17 protein-coding genes are annotated in these 15474 nt (G+C 69.3%); 14 read left to right on the top strand and 3 right to left on the bottom strand.

The features are described 5' to 3' along the window. Positions 1–99 precede the first annotated feature (99 nt). From AC1RKE_RS04825 to AC1RKE_RS04770, 12 genes are all read left to right on the top strand, one after another. Complete coding sequence (locus AC1RKE_RS04825; protein WP_054764398.1) at positions 100–1629, top strand: helicase HerA-like domain-containing protein; 1530 nt, start codon at positions 100–102, stop codon at positions 1627–1629. Between the two features lie 45 nt (positions 1630–1674). Next, a complete protein-coding gene (locus AC1RKE_RS04820) occupies positions 1675–2235 on the top strand; it encodes a NifU family protein (protein WP_183216404.1) in 561 nt (186 codons plus the stop codon). Between the two features lie 58 nt (positions 2236–2293). Continuing rightward, entirely contained in the window at positions 2294–2875 is a 582-nt protein-coding gene (locus AC1RKE_RS04815) for a helix-turn-helix domain-containing protein (RefSeq protein ID WP_348683821.1), read from the top strand. A gap of 45 nt (positions 2876–2920) precedes the next feature. Next, positions 2921–3328 carry a helix-turn-helix domain-containing protein gene (locus AC1RKE_RS04810; RefSeq protein ID WP_348683822.1) on the top strand — a complete coding sequence of 136 codons (408 nt, stop codon included), beginning with the start codon at positions 2921–2923 and terminating at the stop codon, positions 3326–3328. Positions 3329–3410: 82 nt separating this feature from the next. Further along, on the top strand, positions 3411–4091 hold the full coding sequence (gene tsaB / locus AC1RKE_RS04805; protein WP_348683823.1) for a tRNA (adenosine(37)-N6)-threonylcarbamoyltransferase complex dimerization subunit type 1 TsaB: 681 nt from the start codon (positions 3411–3413) through the stop codon (positions 4089–4091). Beyond that, on the top strand, positions 4088–4531 hold the full coding sequence (gene rimI, locus AC1RKE_RS04800; RefSeq protein WP_228184868.1) for a ribosomal protein S18-alanine N-acetyltransferase: 444 nt from the start codon (positions 4088–4090) through the stop codon (positions 4529–4531). Before tsaB ends, rimI begins: the two co-directional genes overlap by 4 nt. Before the next feature lie 27 nt (positions 4532–4558). Further along, entirely contained in the window at positions 4559–5044 is a 486-nt protein-coding gene (locus tag AC1RKE_RS04795) for a Fur family transcriptional regulator (RefSeq protein WP_054764392.1), read from the top strand. A gap of 44 nt (positions 5045–5088) precedes the next feature. Continuing rightward, positions 5089–6504 carry a tRNA (N6-isopentenyl adenosine(37)-C2)-methylthiotransferase MiaB gene (miaB, locus tag AC1RKE_RS04790; RefSeq protein WP_348685460.1) on the top strand — a complete coding sequence of 472 codons (1416 nt, stop codon included), beginning with the start codon at positions 5089–5091 and terminating at the stop codon, positions 6502–6504. Continuing rightward, positions 6504–7490 (top strand): PhoH family protein, encoded by a 987-nt coding sequence (locus AC1RKE_RS04785; protein ID WP_395941837.1) that lies wholly within the window; start codon positions 6504–6506, stop codon positions 7488–7490. Before miaB ends, AC1RKE_RS04785 begins: the two co-directional genes overlap by 1 nt. Beyond that, entirely contained in the window at positions 7487–7948 is a 462-nt protein-coding gene (gene ybeY / locus AC1RKE_RS04780; protein WP_348684189.1) for an rRNA maturation RNase YbeY, read from the top strand. The genes AC1RKE_RS04785 and ybeY overlap by 4 nt, the downstream gene beginning before the upstream one ends. A 4-nt stretch (positions 7949–7952) precedes the next feature. Further along, complete coding sequence (lnt, locus tag AC1RKE_RS04775; RefSeq protein ID WP_348684190.1) at positions 7953–9605, top strand: apolipoprotein N-acyltransferase; 1653 nt, start codon at positions 7953–7955, stop codon at positions 9603–9605. A gap of 22 nt (positions 9606–9627) precedes the next feature. Then, positions 9628–10041, top strand: a complete 414-nt coding sequence (locus AC1RKE_RS04770) for a helix-turn-helix domain-containing protein (RefSeq protein WP_007390016.1) — start codon at positions 9628–9630, stop codon at positions 10039–10041. A 6-nt stretch (positions 10042–10047) separates the two neighbouring features. On the opposite strand, the gene greA is transcribed toward AC1RKE_RS04770, so the two are convergent. Then, a complete protein-coding gene (gene greA, locus AC1RKE_RS04765) occupies positions 10048–10527 on the bottom strand; it encodes a transcription elongation factor GreA (RefSeq protein ID WP_287103612.1) in 480 nt (159 codons plus the stop codon). Between the two features lie 63 nt (positions 10528–10590). Between greA and AC1RKE_RS04760 the strand changes: the two genes are divergently transcribed. Continuing rightward, the gene (locus AC1RKE_RS04760; protein WP_348684191.1) at positions 10591–11817 is read left to right on the top strand and encodes a BaiN/RdsA family NAD(P)/FAD-dependent oxidoreductase; all 1227 of its coding nucleotides are present in this window, start codon (positions 10591–10593) and stop codon (positions 11815–11817) included. 14 nt (positions 11818–11831) lie between these two features. Here AC1RKE_RS04760 and AC1RKE_RS04755 read toward each other — a convergent pair whose 3' ends face one another. Next, positions 11832–14204: a sensor histidine kinase gene (locus AC1RKE_RS04755; protein WP_348684192.1), complete on the bottom strand. Its 2373-nt coding sequence runs from the start codon at positions 14202–14204 to the stop codon at positions 11832–11834. Positions 14205–14332: 128 nt separating this feature from the next. Between AC1RKE_RS04755 and AC1RKE_RS04750 the strand changes: the two genes are divergently transcribed. Beyond that, positions 14333–14743, top strand: a complete 411-nt coding sequence (locus tag AC1RKE_RS04750) for a metallopeptidase family protein (protein WP_152949231.1) — start codon at positions 14333–14335, stop codon at positions 14741–14743. Between the two features lie 4 nt (positions 14744–14747). Here the strand turns inward: AC1RKE_RS04750 and AC1RKE_RS04745 are convergent, their stop codons facing one another. Further along, a complete protein-coding gene (locus AC1RKE_RS04745) occupies positions 14748–15443 on the bottom strand; it encodes a MarC family protein (RefSeq protein WP_054766783.1) in 696 nt (231 codons plus the stop codon). Between the last annotated feature and the right edge of the window lie 31 nt (positions 15444–15474).

Below are 15474 nucleotides of genomic sequence, written 5' to 3'. Positions count from 1 at the left end.
TCGGTGGGGCGAAGAACGCCGTCAACCGGCCTTGAAGGCGGCGGTTCCGACCCGCTCGCGACTGCGCTAGACCTTCGTCCCGCTTCTGGAGACCTTTCGATGTCCGACACCCCCGCCGGTCTTTTCCTTGGCCAGTCCGACGAAGGCCAGGACCAGGCCCTTCTGTTCCATCGGGCGAACCGCCACGGCGTGGTCGCCGGGGCGACGGGAACCGGCAAGACGGTGACGCTGCAGATCCTGGCCCAGGGCTTTTCGGACGCGGGCGTCCCGGTCTTCTGCGCCGATGTGAAGGGCGACCTGTCGGGGATTTCCCAGATCGGGACGCCGAACGAAAAGCTGCTGGCCCGCGCCGCCGACATGGGCCTGGCCTTGACCCCGTCCGCCGCGCCCACGGTGTTCTGGGATCTTTATGGTCAAAAGGGCCATCCGATCCGCACGACGGTCTCCGAGATCGGCCCGGTGCTGATGGCGCGGATGCTGGACCTGAACGAGGTCCAGGAGGGCGTGCTGACGGTGGTCTTCCACGTCGCCGATCAGGAGGGGCTGCTCCTGTTGGACATCGACGATCTGCGCAGCCTTCTGGCCTATGTCGGGGAGAACGCCGAGCGGATCGGACGCGAGGTCGGCCATGTCGCCCCAGCCTCGATCGCCGCCGTTCAACGGGCGATTCTTCAGCTGGAACAGCAGGGGGGCGCGGCCTTCTTCGGCGAGCCGGCCTTGAAGCTGGAGGACGTCATCCGCGTCGGCCTGGACGGCCGGGGCCAGGTCAATGTGCTGGATTCCACGCGGCTGATGAACAGTCCGCGTCTGTATGCGGCCTTCCTGCTGTGGCTGCTGTCGGAACTGTTCGAACAGCTGCCGGAGGTCGGGGACCCGGAGAAGCCGCGTCTGGTCTTCTTCTTCGACGAGGCCCACCTGTTGTTCAACGACGCGCCGCGCGCCCTGCTGGAGAAGGTCGAACAGGTGGTGCGGCTGATCCGGTCCAAGGGGGTCGGCGTCTATTTCGTCACCCAGAATCCGGCCGATATTCCCGACAGCGTCCTGGCGCAGCTGGGCAATCGCATCCAGCACGCCCTGCGCGCCTATACGCCGTCCGAACAGAAGGGGCTGAAGGCTGCGGCCCAGAGTTTCCGCCCCAACCCCGCCTTCGACACGGCCGAAGCCATCCAGGCCCTGGGGGTCGGCGAGGCCCTGGTGTCGGTTCTGGACGACAAGGGCGCGCCCACGGTCGTGGCCCGCACAAGGATCCGGCCGCCCGCCTCGCGGCTGGGGCCGGCGACCGAGGCCGAACGCGCCGCCGTAATCGCCGCCAGCCCGGTCCAGGGCCGGTATGAGCCGGTCCTGGACCGCGAATCCGCTGAAGAAGTGCTCGCCGCCCGCCACGCCGCCGTCGAACGGGAGGCCGAGGTCCAGGCGGATCTCAAGGCCCAAGGCCGGGTCAAGGGGGGAGCAGGGGCCGCCCAGGACCATGACGGGGACGATGTCCGACCGGCGCCGGCGCGGCGCAAGCGAACATCCAATCGGCAGACCCCGATGGAGGCCCTGACCAAGTCCGTGCTGCGCACGGCCGGATCGACCCTGACCCGCGAACTGCTGCGCGGCGTTCTGGGAAGCCTGCGTCGGCGTTAGCGTTTAAGACTTGCAAGCCGTCGGCGTCGTGCGCATCTCCGGCCCATGTTCATCCAGACCGAGCCCACGCCCAATCCCAATGCGTTGAAGTTCCTGCCCGGCCGGGAGGTCTCGCCGTCGGCCACGCTGGAATACCGGACGATCGACGAGGCGACCGCCTCGCCGCTCGCCGAAGCCCTGTTCGAGCTGGAAGGGGTGGAGGCCGTCCTGTTCGGCGCCGATCATGTTTCCGTCGTCCGCAGCGTTTCCGGGCCGGACTGGTCGGAGATGAAGGCGCCGATCCTGGGCGTCATCATGGACCATTTCGTCTCGGGCGCGCCCCTGACGCGCGGCCAGGCCGCCGATGTCGATCAGCACGCCGAGGCCGACAGCGAGATCGTCGCCGAGATCAAGGCCCTGTTGGACAGCCGCATTCGCCCGGCGGTGGCCCAGGACGGCGGCGACATCCTGTTCGATTCCTTCGACGAGGCGACCGGCGTCCTGTCCTTGCGGATGCGCGGCGCCTGTTCGGGTTGTCCGTCGTCCTCCGCCACCCTGAAGGCGGGGGTCGAACAGATGATGCGCCACTATGTGCCTGAGGTGACGCGGGTCGAGCAGACGATCTAGGGCGATCCCGCTTTAAATTATCGCCAGACGTGCAAGGAGGCGCCATCTTTAACTTCTGATGGCGCGCTTCGTCCCTGATCCTCATGTTCTCCGTCTCGGCGAGGCCCTCGCCGCCCTGCGTCGCCAACGCGGCCTGTCCCAGGCCGAGGCGGGCGCTCGACTGGAGATGACCAGCCAGGGTTGGGGCCTGTACGAGGCCGGTCGTCGGCCGGGCCTGTTTCGGCCGGATGTCCAGAGGCGTTTGACCGGCGCCCTGGATTCCACGCCCGAGGCCCTGGCTCTGCTGGCGGCCGGCGGTCCGGACGCGGCGCCGGCCGGTCCTGCAGCCGGTCTCGAAGCGCGGGGTCGCGCCTTCTCCGGCGCGTCCATTCCCCAGACCCATCGGCTCGAGGTGGCCGACGACGCCCTGTCGCCCTGGGCCGATCGCGGCGTCGTTCTGGAGTATCGTCCGGGTCAGCCGCGACCGGGGCAGGGCTGCGTAATCCTGACGACCGACGGCCGGCGGCTGGCGCGCATTTTCGATCGCTCGGCCGCCGACGGCCTGCACGTGCGGGGCGTCGGCGGTCTGCAAGGGAAGGAGGTCATCGACCCTAGCCGGGTGGCGCAGCTCTGCCTCGTCACGGCGCGCCACGAGCCATGAAACGAAAAGGTTGCACACCCGGACAGGTTGCGCCATCTTCGAGCCATGAACAGCCGCCCCGCCGCTCCCCGTCGGAACGCCCGCTCAGTCGAGGCTGTGGACCTGCATGTGGGGGCGCGGATCGCCGCTCGGCGTCAGGCCCTGGGGCTGTCTCAGACGGCGCTGGGCGAGATGGTGGGGGTCAGCTGCCAGCAGGTGCAGAAGTACGAAGGCGGGCAGAACCGGATATCGGCCGCCCGGTTGCACAATCTGGCGATCGCCCTGTCCATGCCGATCAGCGCCTTTTTTCCGGCGCGGGCGGAGGCCGGCGAGCCGACCGACCTCTCGATCGTGCGAACCCTGGCCGCCACGCCGGAAGGCCTGGCCATGGCCGCCGGCTTCGCCGCCATTGAGGACCGTTCCGTAAGACAGGCCCTGACGCAGCTGGTCGAGGTCCTGTCGCGCGCGGCCTGACGCGCGGCCTGGGAGGCGGCCGAGGGCGGGTTGAGGCCGCAAAGCGATTTCCCATCCGCCTGTCAGCCTCTAGAAGGCCGGCATGAGACTCTTGGTCATTGATACGGCGCTGGGCGCCTGTACGGCGGCGGTTTTTGAGGACGACCGGCCCCTGTCGGTGCGGTTCGAACCGATGGCCAAGGGCCACCAGGAACGGCTGGGCGGTCTGGTGCGCGACGTCATGACCGAGGCGGGGGGCGGTTTCGATCGTCTTGATCGGATCGGCGTCACGGTCGGGCCGGGCTCCTTCACTGGTTTGAGAGTGGGCCTGGCCTTCGCCCAGGGTCTGGGCGCCGCCCTGGGGCGGCCGGTCGTGGGGGTGTCCACGCTGGACGCCCTGGCTGATCCCCTGGCGACGGCGGGCGTCCCGGTCGCGGCCCTGATCGACGCCCGGCGGGGTCAGGTCTACGCCAAATTCTTCTCGGACGGCCGGGCCCTCGGCCCGGAAGAGGCCCTGCCCCTGGAGGCGGCCGCAGACCGCATCGCCGCTCTTGAGACGAAGGTTCAGGCGGTCGGCAGCGGGGCCGGTCTTCTGAGCGAAGCCTATCCTGAGCTGAGCCTGGCCTCGGCCGATCCCGTCGTCGCCCCCGCGCCGACGGCCCTGGCTCGGCTGACCCGGTCAGTCGATCCCGCCGCCCATCCGCCCCGGCCCCTGTATCTGCGCGCGCCCGATGCGGCGCCGCCCACCCGTCTGCCGGGACAGCCCCGCCAGACCGCGCCATGATCCGTCCCGATCCCGCCGCCTTGGCCGCCGTGCATGCGCGAGCCTTTCCGGCGCCCTGGAGCCGGGACGAGTTCGCCGCCCTGCTGGCCCAGCCCGGCGTCTTAGCGGTGGTCGAACCGGACGGCTTCATCCTGATCCGGGTCGTGCTGGATGAGGCCGAGATCCTGACCCTGGCGGTGCGGCCTGAGGCGCGGCGGGCCGGCCTAGGCGGGAGACTGGTCGGTCAGGCGGCCGTCGCCGCCGCCAAGGCCGGGGCCGTGCGCCTGTTTCTGGAGGTGGCCGAGGACAATGCGGCCGCCCGCGCCCTTTACGACCGCGCCGGCTTCCGCCCGATCGGGCGACGCAAGGCCTATTATGCGCGGCCCGACGGCGGTCGAACCGACGCCCTGGTGCTGGGACGCGATCTTGCGATGAATCCGGACACGGCGCCGCTTCCCTGAAGCGGCCTGAGCCCCTATTCTAGGCCTATGGACCGGATTGAAAAACTCTGCGCCGACCGCGGCATGCGTATGACCGAACAGCGCCGGGTGATCGCCCGGGTGCTCTCCTCGGCGGAAGACCACCCCGATGTGGAGGAGCTGTACCGCCGCGCCTCCTCGATCGACCCGCATATTTCGATCGCCACCGTCTATCGCACCGTGCGCCTGTTCGAAGAGGCGGGCGTGGTCGAGAAGCACGACTTCGGCGACGGCCGCAGCCGCTATGAAGAGGCCGGCGACGACCATCACGATCACTTGATCGACACTAAGACCGGCGAGGTGATCGAATTCTTCGACGCCGAGATCGAAAAGCTGAAGTCCGAGATCGCCGAACGGCTGGGGTTCGAACTGATCGGCCACAAACTGGAGCTTTACGGCGTCCCGATCGACGGCGCCGAACCGTCCAAGCGTGAAGGGCTCATCTTCAAACGCCATGCCGCGCGCGTGGCGCCCGAAGACGTGGATGCGGGCTGAAACCCGGTCTTGTCCTCGCCGGTGCGGGCGATCATAAGCCCGACATGACCGAGACCCTGGTTCCCAAAGCCGAGGCCGCGCAGAACACGCCCTCCAAGCGGCTGTTCATCAAGACCTACGGCTGTCAGATGAACGTCTATGACAGCGAGCGCATGGCCGATGTGCTGCGACCGCTGGGCTATGCCGTGACGGAGGAGGTCGAGGCGGCCGACTTCGTCATCCTGAACACCTGCCACATCCGCGAGAAGGCGGCCGAGAAGATCTATTCCGAGCTCGGCAAGATCCGCGAACTGCGCGACCTCAAGCGCCAGACGGGCGGCGACATGACCATCGCCGTCGCCGGCTGCGTCGCCCAGGCCGAGGGCGAGGAGATCATCAAACGCCAGCCGGCGGTCGACATCGTCGTCGGCCCCCAGGCCTATCATCAGCTGCCCGAGCTTCTGACCCGCACGGCGCGGGCCCGGGGCGAACGGATCGGCGCCGACTTCGCGCCTGACGACAAGTTCGACGCCCTGCCTGCCGCCCGTTTCACCGAGGGGCCGACCGCCTTCCTGACGGTGCAGGAAGGCTGCGACAAGTTCTGCACCTTCTGCGTGGTGCCCTATACGCGGGGCGCAGAATGGTCGCGGCCCCTGGCCTCGGTGCTGGAAGAGGCGCGACAGCTGGCCGGTCGCGGCGTGCGCGAGGTCACCCTGCTGGGCCAGAACGTCAACGCCTATGACGGCGAGCGGCCGGATGGGCGCAAGTCCAGCCTGGCCGAACTGGCCTACGCCCTGGCCGAGATCCCCGGCCTGGACCGGATCCGCTATACGACCAGCCATCCCAACGACATGTCGGACGACCTGATCGCCGCCCACGGCGATCTGGACGCCCTGATGCCCTATCTCCACCTGCCGGTTCAGGCGGGCTCGGACCGCATCCTGCGGCTGATGAACCGCAAGCACGGCCGTCAGACCTACCTCGATCTGATCGCCCGCATCCGCGAAGCCCGGCCCGACATGGCGCTGTCGGGCGACTTCATCGTCGGCTTCCCCGGAGAGACGGATCGCGAGTTCGAGGAGACGCTCGATCTGGTGCGCCAGGTCCGATACGCCTCGGCCTTCGCCTTCATGTATTCGCCCCGGCCCGGCACGCCGGCCGCCGGCATGGGCCGACAGATCGAGCCCGAGGTCGCCAAGGAACGGCTGCACCGGCTGATCGAACTGCTGACCGAACAGCAGACGGCCTTCAACCAGGCCCAGGCGGGCCGGACCCTGAATGTCCTGTTCGACCGCAAGGGTCGCCATCCCGATCGCCGCCAGGCCATCGGTCGCTCGCCCTATCTCCAGTCGGTCCATGTCGATGATGCGGATCATCTGATCGGCCAGATCGTTCCGGTCGAAATCATTTCCGGCCAGCAGAACAGTCTGACGGGCCGGCTTGTCGCCCCAGGGGCGGCGGAAAAGGAAAAGGCGGCCTAGTGGCGAGAGAGTCCGAGTTCGTTCCCCTGAATGACGCCGAACTGAGGGCGGTGATCGGACCCAACAGCCGTCACGTCGCCCTGATCGAGGACGCCTTCAAGGTTCTGGTCGAGGCGCCGGGCGGCGGGGTCTCCGTCAATGGGGGTACGCGCGACCGGGCCGACGCCCGCCGCGTCATTGAGGATCTGGCCAAGCGCGCCGCCCTGGGCGCCGAGGTCACAGAGGCCGACGTACGCGCCGCCCTGGGTCAGGCGCGCGGCGGCAAGGGCGCGCCGGGTCTGGCGGCGGCGGGCGTCTCCCTGCCCGGCGGCAAGCGCGGCGCCATCGTGCCCAAGACCAAGGCCCAGGCCGCCTATGTCGACATGCTGGGCCGGTGCGAGCTCAGCTTCGGGGTCGGCCCGGCCGGCACGGGCAAGACCTTCCTGGCGGCCGCCTACGGCGCCTCCCTGCTGCGGCGCGGCCAGGTGGACCGGCTGGTCATCACCCGCCCGGCGGTCGAGGCGGGCGAGAAGCTGGGCTTTCTTCCGGGCGACCTGAACGAAAAGGTCGATCCCTATCTGGCCCCGATCTGGGAGGCGCTGAACGACATCCTCGGCGCCGAGGACGTGCAGCGCCGCCGCGACAAGGGCGAGATCGAGGCCGCCCCCATCGCCTTCATGCGCGGCCGTACCCTCAGCCACGCCTTCGTCATCGTCGACGAGGCCCAGAACACCTCGCGTCTGCAGATGAAGATGGTCCTGACGCGTCTCGGCGATGGGGCGCGGATGGTGGTGACGGGCGACCCCTCCCAGATCGATCTGCTGAACCCGCGCGATTCCGGCCTGGCCCATGCCTTGCGGATCCTGGACGGGGTCCAGGGCGTCGGCATACTGAGGTTCGCGGCCGAGGACGTGGTGCGCCACGCCATGGTCGAGCGGATCGTGCGCGCCTATGACGCCGACGCCGCCCGGTCCCGTCCGACCCCGGACCTTGAAGACGCCGAATGATCGACATCGAAATCGAGGCCGAGGCCTGGACCGCCGCCCTGCCGGATGTCGCAGCCGCAGCGGAACGGGCCGCAGCGGCGGCCCTGGGCGCCGTGGCGGGCGACATCGTCGTCCTGCTGACCGACGACGAGGCGGTGCGGGATCTGAACGCCCGGTTCCGAGACAAGGACAGGCCGACCAATGTCCTGTCCTTTCCTGCGCCCGAGAACGCCGCGCCGCATCTGGGCGACATCGTCCTGGCCTATGGCGTCTGCGCGTCCGAGGCGGACGTTCAGGGCAAGAGCCTGTCGGACCATCTGAGCCATCTGGTCGTCCATGGGGTGCTGCACCTGTTGGGCCGCGATCACGAGGATGAGGCCGAGGCCGAGGCGATGGAGGCCGAGGAGCGCGAGATCCTGGCCGAACTGGGCGTCGCCGACCCCTATGCCGCTGATGTCTCTGTAGAGGGGCAGGACTGACCCTATGTTTCCCGACGCCGCGCTCGACCGTTTCGCCGCCCGCGTTCGCGCCCTTCCCGAGAAGCGTCGCGCCTGGACCTGGCGTCTGATCCGCATCGGTCTGGCCTTGTCGGCCGGGGCGGGGACGGCCCTGGCCCATCCGCCGTTCGGGGTGCTGGTCGGCCTCCTGGGCTATCCGCTGCTGATGATCCTGTCGGAACGGTCGGACACCCCGCGCGGCGCCTTCTGGATGGGGTGGCTGGCGGGCTTCGCCTATTTCTTCATCGGCTGCTGGTGGGTGGCGGAGGCCTTCTTCGTCAATCCGGAACAGGCCTGGATGGCGCCCTTCGCCGCCAGCCTGCTGCCGGCGGGCCTGGGGCTCTTCTGGGGCGTCGCCTGCGCCCTCTATCGCCGGTTCGCACCCATAGGCGTCGTTCGGGTTCTGTTGTTCGCCGCCCTGTTCTGCGCCGCCGAATGGCTGCGCGGCCATGTGCTGACCGGCTTTCCCTGGAACCCGGCCGGCGCGACCTGGCGGGCGGGCGGGGGCATGTCCCAGTTCGCCTCGGTGGTCGGAGTCTATGGACTGAGCTTGATCACGGTGGCCTCGACCGCCGCCCTGGCGCCCCTGGTCGGACCCGGCGCAGCGCGCGGCCGCCTGATCTCGGCGGGGTCGGGCCTTCTGGTTCTGGCCGCCGTCGGCCTCTTCGGCGCCGTGCGGCTGGCCCAGGCCGAGTTGCGGTTCACGGACACGGTGGTCCGTCTGGTCCAGGCCGACGTCAAACAGGAAACCAAGTGGTCGCCCGAGGCCTATCGCTCCATCGTCGATCGCTATGTCGCCCTGACGGGACAGCCGGCCGCCCGCACGCCCGACGTGGTGGTCTGGCCCGAGGGCGCCCTGCCGGCCTCGGCCAATGACGTCTTCGTCTCGGCGGACGCGACAGCCATGGCGGACGCCCTGCGCCCCGGCCAAATCCTGCTGATGGGGCTGGCGCGGGGCGAGGCGGACCCTTCGGCGCCTGAAGGCGCCCGCTATTACAACAGCCTGTTCGCCCTGGTGGACGAAGGCGGGCCGGGCCTGCGGATCGCCGCCGTCTATGACAAGCATCGGCTGGTGCCGTTCGGCGAATATCTGCCGCTGGGTTCGATCATGACGGCCGTCGGGCTTCGCAGCCTCGTTCACATGCCGAGCGATTTCTCCGCCGGGCCCATTCCTGCGCCCATCCGCGTTCCGGGCGTTCCGCCGGTCCAGCCGCTGATCTGTTATGAAAGCCTTTATCCCGGTTTCACGCCGGGCGCGGCCGGGCGTCCCGACTGGATCGTCAACGCCTCGAACGACGCCTGGTTCGGCGCCACCTCGGGGCCGCGCCAGCATCTGAACCTGGCCAGCTATCGCGCGATCGAGACCGGCCTGCCCATAGCGCGAGCCACGCCGACGGGAATCTCGGCCATGATCGATCCCTGGGGCCGGATCGTTCAGAATCAAAGGCTTGATCCCGGTGTCGCCGGGGTGGTCGATGCGCCCCTGCCGCGCCCGACGGCGGTGACCCCCTATGGCCGATGGGGCGACGCGTTCTTTTTCGCGGGTCTTCTGGCCGCCCTGGCGATTTCCCTTTTCGCCGGCCGCCGTCCCGGCTTGTGGCCGTTGACATCTCCCACTAGGCTTCGCCCTAGGGGCTGACAGCGGGACAAGGGGAATCGGGATGGCGCGCGAAAAACTCGAGGAGCCCCATCCCGTCGATATCCACGTCGGCCGCCGCGTTCAGGAGAAGCGTCTGGGCCTGGGTTTGACCCAAAGCGCCCTGGCGCGCGCCTTGGGCGTCAGTTTCCAGCAGGTTCAGAAGTACGAGAAGGGCACGAACCGCGTCTCGGCCTCGAAACTGTTCGAAATGGCCGACTTCATGAAGGTGGAGATTCCCTACTTCTTTTCGGGCTTTCGCGTGGCCCAGGCCGGCGTGGGCGAGGAGGAGGCGCCCGCCTTCGACCACGAGCCCCGGATGACCAAACACAGTGTCGAAATCGCCCGTCTGGCGCCGCATCTGCCCCTGCGAAATCAGAAGCTGATCCTGGACATGATCCGCGAGATGCTGGGAGACGCCGCCGAAAAGCCGAGCTGAAGGCGGTCAGCCGACGGCCGTGATCTCCACCGTCCGGCCCGCCACCACCACCTCGTCGCCGATGCGCCGGCCCAGAACGGCGCGGGCCAGCGGCGACACATGGCTGACCGAACCCTTCGCGGGATCGGCCTCGTCCTCGCCGACGATGCGCCAGGTCTGGGATCGCCCGTCGTCGCGCTCAATGCGGACCGAACCGCCGAAACGAACGCGCCCGTCGGCCTCGCCCGGCTCCACCAGCTGGGCCGACGCCCTGCGGGCCGACCAGTAGCGCAGATCACGGGTGGCGCGGGCCATGGCGGTCCGATCGCTTTCGATCGACCCCTTGATCTGGGCTGCGGCGTAGGCGGCGCGCGCGGAGGCCAGTTCGGCCTCGATTTGGGCCAGGCCTTCGGCCGTGACCAGATTGGGGTGGGGCGAGATCGGCCGGTCCGCCAGGTCGGCGGCGGTGGCTTCCAGATCTTCTTCTCGGGTGAAGGCGACGCTCATCGGCCGAACATAACCATCCCGCCCCCTATAGCCAGCGTCGCGGTGAGCGGGCAAAGCGGGGCGATGACCCACTCCGACCGCCAAGCCGAGCCCGCCATCCATGTGATCGGCGCCGGACCGGCCGGCCTGACGGCCGCCGAGCACCTGGCCCAGGCCGGATTGAAGGTGGTGGTGCATGAACAGACGCCGTCTCCGGCGCGAAAACTGCTGATGGCCGGGCGCGGCGGTCTGAACCTGACCCATTCGGAGCCGATGGAGCGCTTTCTGAGCCGGTACGGTCCGGCGGCTGAAACAGCGAGGGCCTGGATCGCCGACTTCGGGCCGGATGATCTGATCGCCTGGGTCGGGGGCCTGGGCCAGCCGACCTTCGTCGGTTCCAGCGGGCGCGTCTTCCCGCGCGCCATGAAGGCCTCGCCCCTGCTCCGCGCCTGGCTGGCGCGGCTGGAAGGGCTGGGCGTCGAAATCCGCACGCGGTCGCGCTGGATCGGCTGGTCGGGGCCGGATCTGGTGTTCGAAACGCCTGACGGCGAGCGGCGAGTGCGGCCTGACGCCGTCGTCCTGGCCCTGGGCGGCGCCAGCTGGCCGCGTCTGGGGTCGGACGGCGACTGGAAGCCGTGGCTGGAGGCCCAAGGGGTGGCCGTCGCCCCCTTCCGCCCCGCCAACGTCGGCTTTGACGTGGATTGGTCCGCCGCCTTTCGCGCGCGGTTCGCCGGGCGGCCCCTGAAGCCCGTCTCGGTCCGCCTGAGGGATCGAACGGTGCCGGGCGAGGTCATGGTCACGCGCTATGGACTGGAAGGCGGGGCGATCTACGCCCTGTCCGCGGCCCTGCGTGAGGCGATCGAGGCCGACGGTCAGGTCGACATCCACCTTGATCTGAAGCCCGGCCTGACGGTCGAACAGCTGACGGAGCGTCTGGCGCGGCCCCGGTTCAAGGCCAGTCTGGCCACCCACCTGCGTAAGACGGTGAAACTGGACCCATCGGCCGTCGCCCTCCTGCGCGAGACCGGTTCCCTGCCGGCCGATCCGCTCAGCCTGGCCCAGCGCATCAAGGCCGCGCCCGTTCGGTTGACAGGGTTCCAAGGGCTGGACCGGGCCATCTCCACGGCGGGCGGGGTGGCGCTGGAGGCGGTGGACGCCCGCTCGATGTTGATCGCCAGGCCGGGCGTCTTCGTCGCGGGCGAGATGCTGGACTGGGAGGCGCCGACCGGCGGCTATCTGCTTCAGGCCAGTTTCGCCTCAGGCGTCGCGGCGGCGCGCGGCCTGCTCGACTGGTTGGGGTCGAAGGGCTGAGAGACGGCTCCGGCTCAGCCGGCCGCCTCGGCGGCTTGGGGCCGATCCAACTGGAGTTCCGGCGGGGCGGCGGTGGTGGCCGCGCCCAGCGGCAGATGAAGGATGAAGGCGGCGCCCTTTCCGGGTTCGCTTTCCACCTCGGCCCAGCCGCCGTGCAGTTCGACCAGGGCCTTGACCAGGGCCAGGCCGACGCCCGGCCCGCCGCGCTCGCGCCGGACGAAGCGATCGAACACATGGGCCTGCAGATGATAGGGGATGCCGCGGCCGGTGTCGGAAACGGTCAGCCGTACCTCCGACGCGCCGGCCTCGGCCGTCAGGGTGACGGCCCCGCCTTCGGAAACGGCGCGGGCGGCGTTTTCCAGCAGATGATCCAGGGCCTGGCCGATCCGGTGCTCGTCGGCCCGAATGGGGCTGAGATCGGCGGCGCAGGCGACGGTCAGGACGGCGCCGCGCCCCTCGACCTTGGGCCGGACCTTTTCGGCCGCCTCGTTCAGCAGGTCGCAGACCCGGACGTCGCCCAGCGACAGCTCCATCTCGCCGGCGTCGATCTGGGCCATGTCCAGAACGTCGTCGATCGAGCGGGCCAGCTGGACGGCGGCGACGCGGATGGCGCCCGCATGCTGGCGGCTGCGCTCGGGCAGATCGCCCATCGTCTCCAGCAGTTCGGAATAGCCGACGATCGTCGTCAAAGGCGTGCGGAGTTCATAGGAGACATTGCCCACGAACTCGCGCTTCAAGGCCTGGCTTTCCGCCAGGGCCTGTTCGCGCTGAACCAGGGCCTGTTCCAGGCCCCGACGGGCCGTCACGTCGGAAAAGGCGACCAGGGTGGCGCCGTCCGGCAGGGGGCGGGTCTGCCAGGCGGCGATGCGGCCGTCGATCGTGCGCCCCTCGCCCGAGATGGCGATGCGGCTTTCGGGGTCCGGATCGGCGACGCGGGCCTTCAATCCCAGCCACAGGGCCGGATCGGGCAGGACGGCCTTGCACAGTTCGGCCAGGGCGTCGAAGTCGATCGAGGCGGCGATCCGATCGCTGGGCAGACGCCAGAAGCTTTCGAAGGCTTCATTGTGCAGCCGCAGCCGTCCGTCCGAGCCGAAGACGGCGACGGCGTCGTTCAGCTTGTCGAGCGTCGCCCTCTGCACCTGGATCTGGGCGTTGAACCGGCTGCGCAGATTCAGTTCGTCGGTGATGTCCGAGAAGATCAGCAATATGCCGCCCAGCGGATGGGGCTGGCGCACGACCCGGAGCGTCCGCCCGTCGGGCAGGGACCAGCTGTCGTCCGGCGCAGCCTGAGACGCGCCGTAGAATTCCAGTTCGCGGGCCTTCCATCCGGCGTAGTCCACGACCTCCGGCAAGCGGCGGCGCTGGCGCAGCCGGTCCAGCAGCTCGGCATGGGTCGGCCGTTCGTCCAGCCAGGCGGGGTCCAGGTCGAACAGGGTCTGGAAGGCGGTGTTGTGAAAGGCCAGGCGTTTGGAGGGGCCGAAGATGGCGACCGCATCGGCGAGGTGGTTCAGCGTCTCGTCGTGGGCGTCGACGTGGCGGCGCAGGGTGTCGCGGGTCTCTTCGGCCTCCGTCACCTCGATGGCGAAGGCGGTCACGGCGCCGCCGGCCGCCGGTTCGGCGATGATCCGCCAGGCCCGGCGATGGCCGCCGCCGGTCGTCCAGCGGAACCCTTCCTGACGCAGCCCCAGCCGGCCCGCCTCGGCGATCAGGGCGTCGGCCCCGCGGTCGAATGACAGGCCCTTGTCCAGCACCTCATCCACCGACTGGGCGCCGAGCTCGCTCAACCAGGCGCGGTTGGCCCAGGCCAGTCGTCCGGCGCCGTCCACGATCCAGGTCGGAATCGGCGAGGCGTCGCCCAGCAGAGACAGGCCGCTCTCGGTCGCATCGGCTCCGGTCAGGACCACGCGGGACGCCGGCGACAGGCGCAGCCAGGCGACCCCGCCGGCGACCCGGCCTTCGACGCGCCAAGGCTCGATGTCGCCGAGGTCGATCAGGCTCTCGAACGCCTTTCCGGCCTCGACCAGGGCCTCGATCGAAACCGCATGGCTCAACCTCAGCCGCGTCAGTATGGCCTGGCCCGCCTCGCCCTGATCCATGCCCGACCCCACGGCGGCGTCCGAGGCGGTCAGTCGGGCGATCAGTTCGGCGGGGCCGATGGGCGCGCCGCTCGCCTCGCCTTCGGCCGTCAAGGCCAGGCTCACGTCGTCGAAGGCGCGCAACATGCTGTCGTGGCGGCTCAGATCGCCCTGGGCGGCGTCACGGTCCCGCTCGGCGGCGGCGACGGCGGCGCTCAGACGCGCGCGCAGCCGCAAGGCCCAGGCGCTGACGCCCAAGGCCAGTCCGGCTGCGCCTGCAGTGGCGACATAGGCGATGTCGGCCTCGGCCATTCTTGTCCTTGAGTCCCGCGCCCTGATTCGCCTTTACCATACCTCAATGCAGCACGAAAAAGTCAGACCCTCCGATCGCGTCATCGCGCCCCGTTGCGCGCCCCGCCGACCGGGGCGATAGCGGACGGATGACAGAGCCCGCTCCCGACCTTTTCGCCCCCTCCCTGGACGATTTCGCGCGTCTGGCCCGTCAGGCCTTCGACGCCCTGCCGGCCGAGTTCAGGGCGGCGGCGGGGGAGGTGGTGTTCCGCATCGACGACTTCGCCGACGAACAGACCCTGGCCGAGATGGAGATCGAAGACCCCTTCGAACTGACCGGCCTCTACTACGGGGTGGACATCGGGCGGCGCGACAGCCTGGGGCCGGCGCCCGAGCCCTCGCGGATCTTCCTGTATCGCCGCCCCATACTGGACGAATGGTGCGAGCGCGGCGACGTGGGCCTGGCCGAGCTGATCGCCCATGTCCTGATCCACGAGATCGGCCACCATTTCGGCCTGTCCGACGACGACATCCACGCCATCGAGGACGCCGCCGACTGAAGCTTCAGGAGGCGGCGGGATAGGGGGTGGTCACGGCGCCGGAGATCATGCCGGGTATGGCTTCGCCCAGGCCCAGCAGGATGAACTGGATGGCCAGGGCGCACAGGATCAGGCCCAGCACCTTGACGATGATGGCCATGCCGACCTCGCCCAGCACCCGGCTCAGATAGCCGGTGAGGGCGAAACAGATGCAGGAGACGACGCAGGCGGCGGCGATGGCGACGACCGAGCCCGCCATGCCGGCGTAACCCAGTTGAGCGGCCTCGCCCGCATTGATGATCACGGCCGAGATGGCGCCCGGACCGATCATCAGCGGGATGGCGAAGGGCACGACCAGACGCTGGAACCGCCGGCGGGCGTAGCCGCGCACATCCTTGCTGTCGCTCAAGGCGTCCTTGTCGGCGAACATCGCCAGAAAGTCCCCGCGCGCCATGTCCAGCCCCAGGAACAGCAGCAAAATGCCCCCGGCGATGCGGAAGGCCGCCAGGGAAATGCCGAAGAACTGCAGCAGGCCCAAGCCCGTGAACAGGAAGAAGCTGAGGAACAGCATGGCGAACAGGCAGATCAGGGCCGAGACCGAGATCCGCTGACGCAGGGTGGCCCCGGCGGTCGCGGCGGCGAAGATCGGCAGATTGCCGATCGGGTCCAACAGGGCGAACAGGGTCACGAACAGGTTGACACCCAGATCGACCGCGTTCATCGCCTCGCCTCGCTCTTGAAATTCCACACGC

The organism is Brevundimonas sp. GW822-FHT03E11 (assembly GCF_058801445.1).
The sequence above is the reverse complement of the archived record's forward strand: the minus strand, read 5'-3'. Positions and strand labels throughout refer to the sequence as shown.

Excerpts from the sequence above, each read along its gene's own strand:
- AC1RKE_RS04825 (WP_054764398.1), top strand. The coding sequence starts at position 100 with ATGTCCGACACCCCCGCCGGTCTTTTCCTTGGCCAGTCCGACGAAGGC.
- AC1RKE_RS04820 (WP_183216404.1), top strand. The coding sequence starts at position 1,675 with ATGTTCATCCAGACCGAGCCCACGCCCAATCCCAATGCGTTGAAGTTC.
- AC1RKE_RS04815 (WP_348683821.1), top strand. The coding sequence starts at position 2,294 with ATGGCGCGCTTCGTCCCTGATCCTCATGTTCTCCGTCTCGGCGAGGCC.
- AC1RKE_RS04810 (WP_348683822.1), top strand. The coding sequence starts at position 2,921 with ATGAACAGCCGCCCCGCCGCTCCCCGTCGGAACGCCCGCTCAGTCGAG.
- tsaB (WP_348683823.1), top strand. The coding sequence starts at position 3,411 with ATGAGACTCTTGGTCATTGATACGGCGCTGGGCGCCTGTACGGCGGCG.
- rimI (WP_228184868.1), top strand. The coding sequence starts at position 4,088 with ATGATCCGTCCCGATCCCGCCGCCTTGGCCGCCGTGCATGCGCGAGCC.
- AC1RKE_RS04795 (WP_054764392.1), top strand. The coding sequence starts at position 4,559 with ATGGACCGGATTGAAAAACTCTGCGCCGACCGCGGCATGCGTATGACC.
- miaB (WP_348685460.1), top strand. The coding sequence starts at position 5,089 with ATGACCGAGACCCTGGTTCCCAAAGCCGAGGCCGCGCAGAACACGCCC.
- ybeY (WP_348684189.1), top strand. The coding sequence starts at position 7,487 with ATGATCGACATCGAAATCGAGGCCGAGGCCTGGACCGCCGCCCTGCCG.
- lnt (WP_348684190.1), top strand. The coding sequence starts at position 7,953 with ATGTTTCCCGACGCCGCGCTCGACCGTTTCGCCGCCCGCGTTCGCGCC.
- AC1RKE_RS04770 (WP_007390016.1), top strand. The coding sequence starts at position 9,628 with ATGGCGCGCGAAAAACTCGAGGAGCCCCATCCCGTCGATATCCACGTC.
- greA (WP_287103612.1), bottom strand. The coding sequence starts at position 10,527 with ATGAGCGTCGCCTTCACCCGAGAAGAAGATCTGGAAGCCACCGCCGCC.
- AC1RKE_RS04760 (WP_348684191.1), top strand. The coding sequence starts at position 10,591 with ATGACCCACTCCGACCGCCAAGCCGAGCCCGCCATCCATGTGATCGGC.
- AC1RKE_RS04755 (WP_348684192.1), bottom strand. The coding sequence starts at position 14,204 with ATGGCCGAGGCCGACATCGCCTATGTCGCCACTGCAGGCGCAGCCGGA.
- AC1RKE_RS04750 (WP_152949231.1), top strand. The coding sequence starts at position 14,333 with ATGACAGAGCCCGCTCCCGACCTTTTCGCCCCCTCCCTGGACGATTTC.
- AC1RKE_RS04745 (WP_054766783.1), bottom strand. The coding sequence starts at position 15,443 with ATGAACGCGGTCGATCTGGGTGTCAACCTGTTCGTGACCCTGTTCGCC.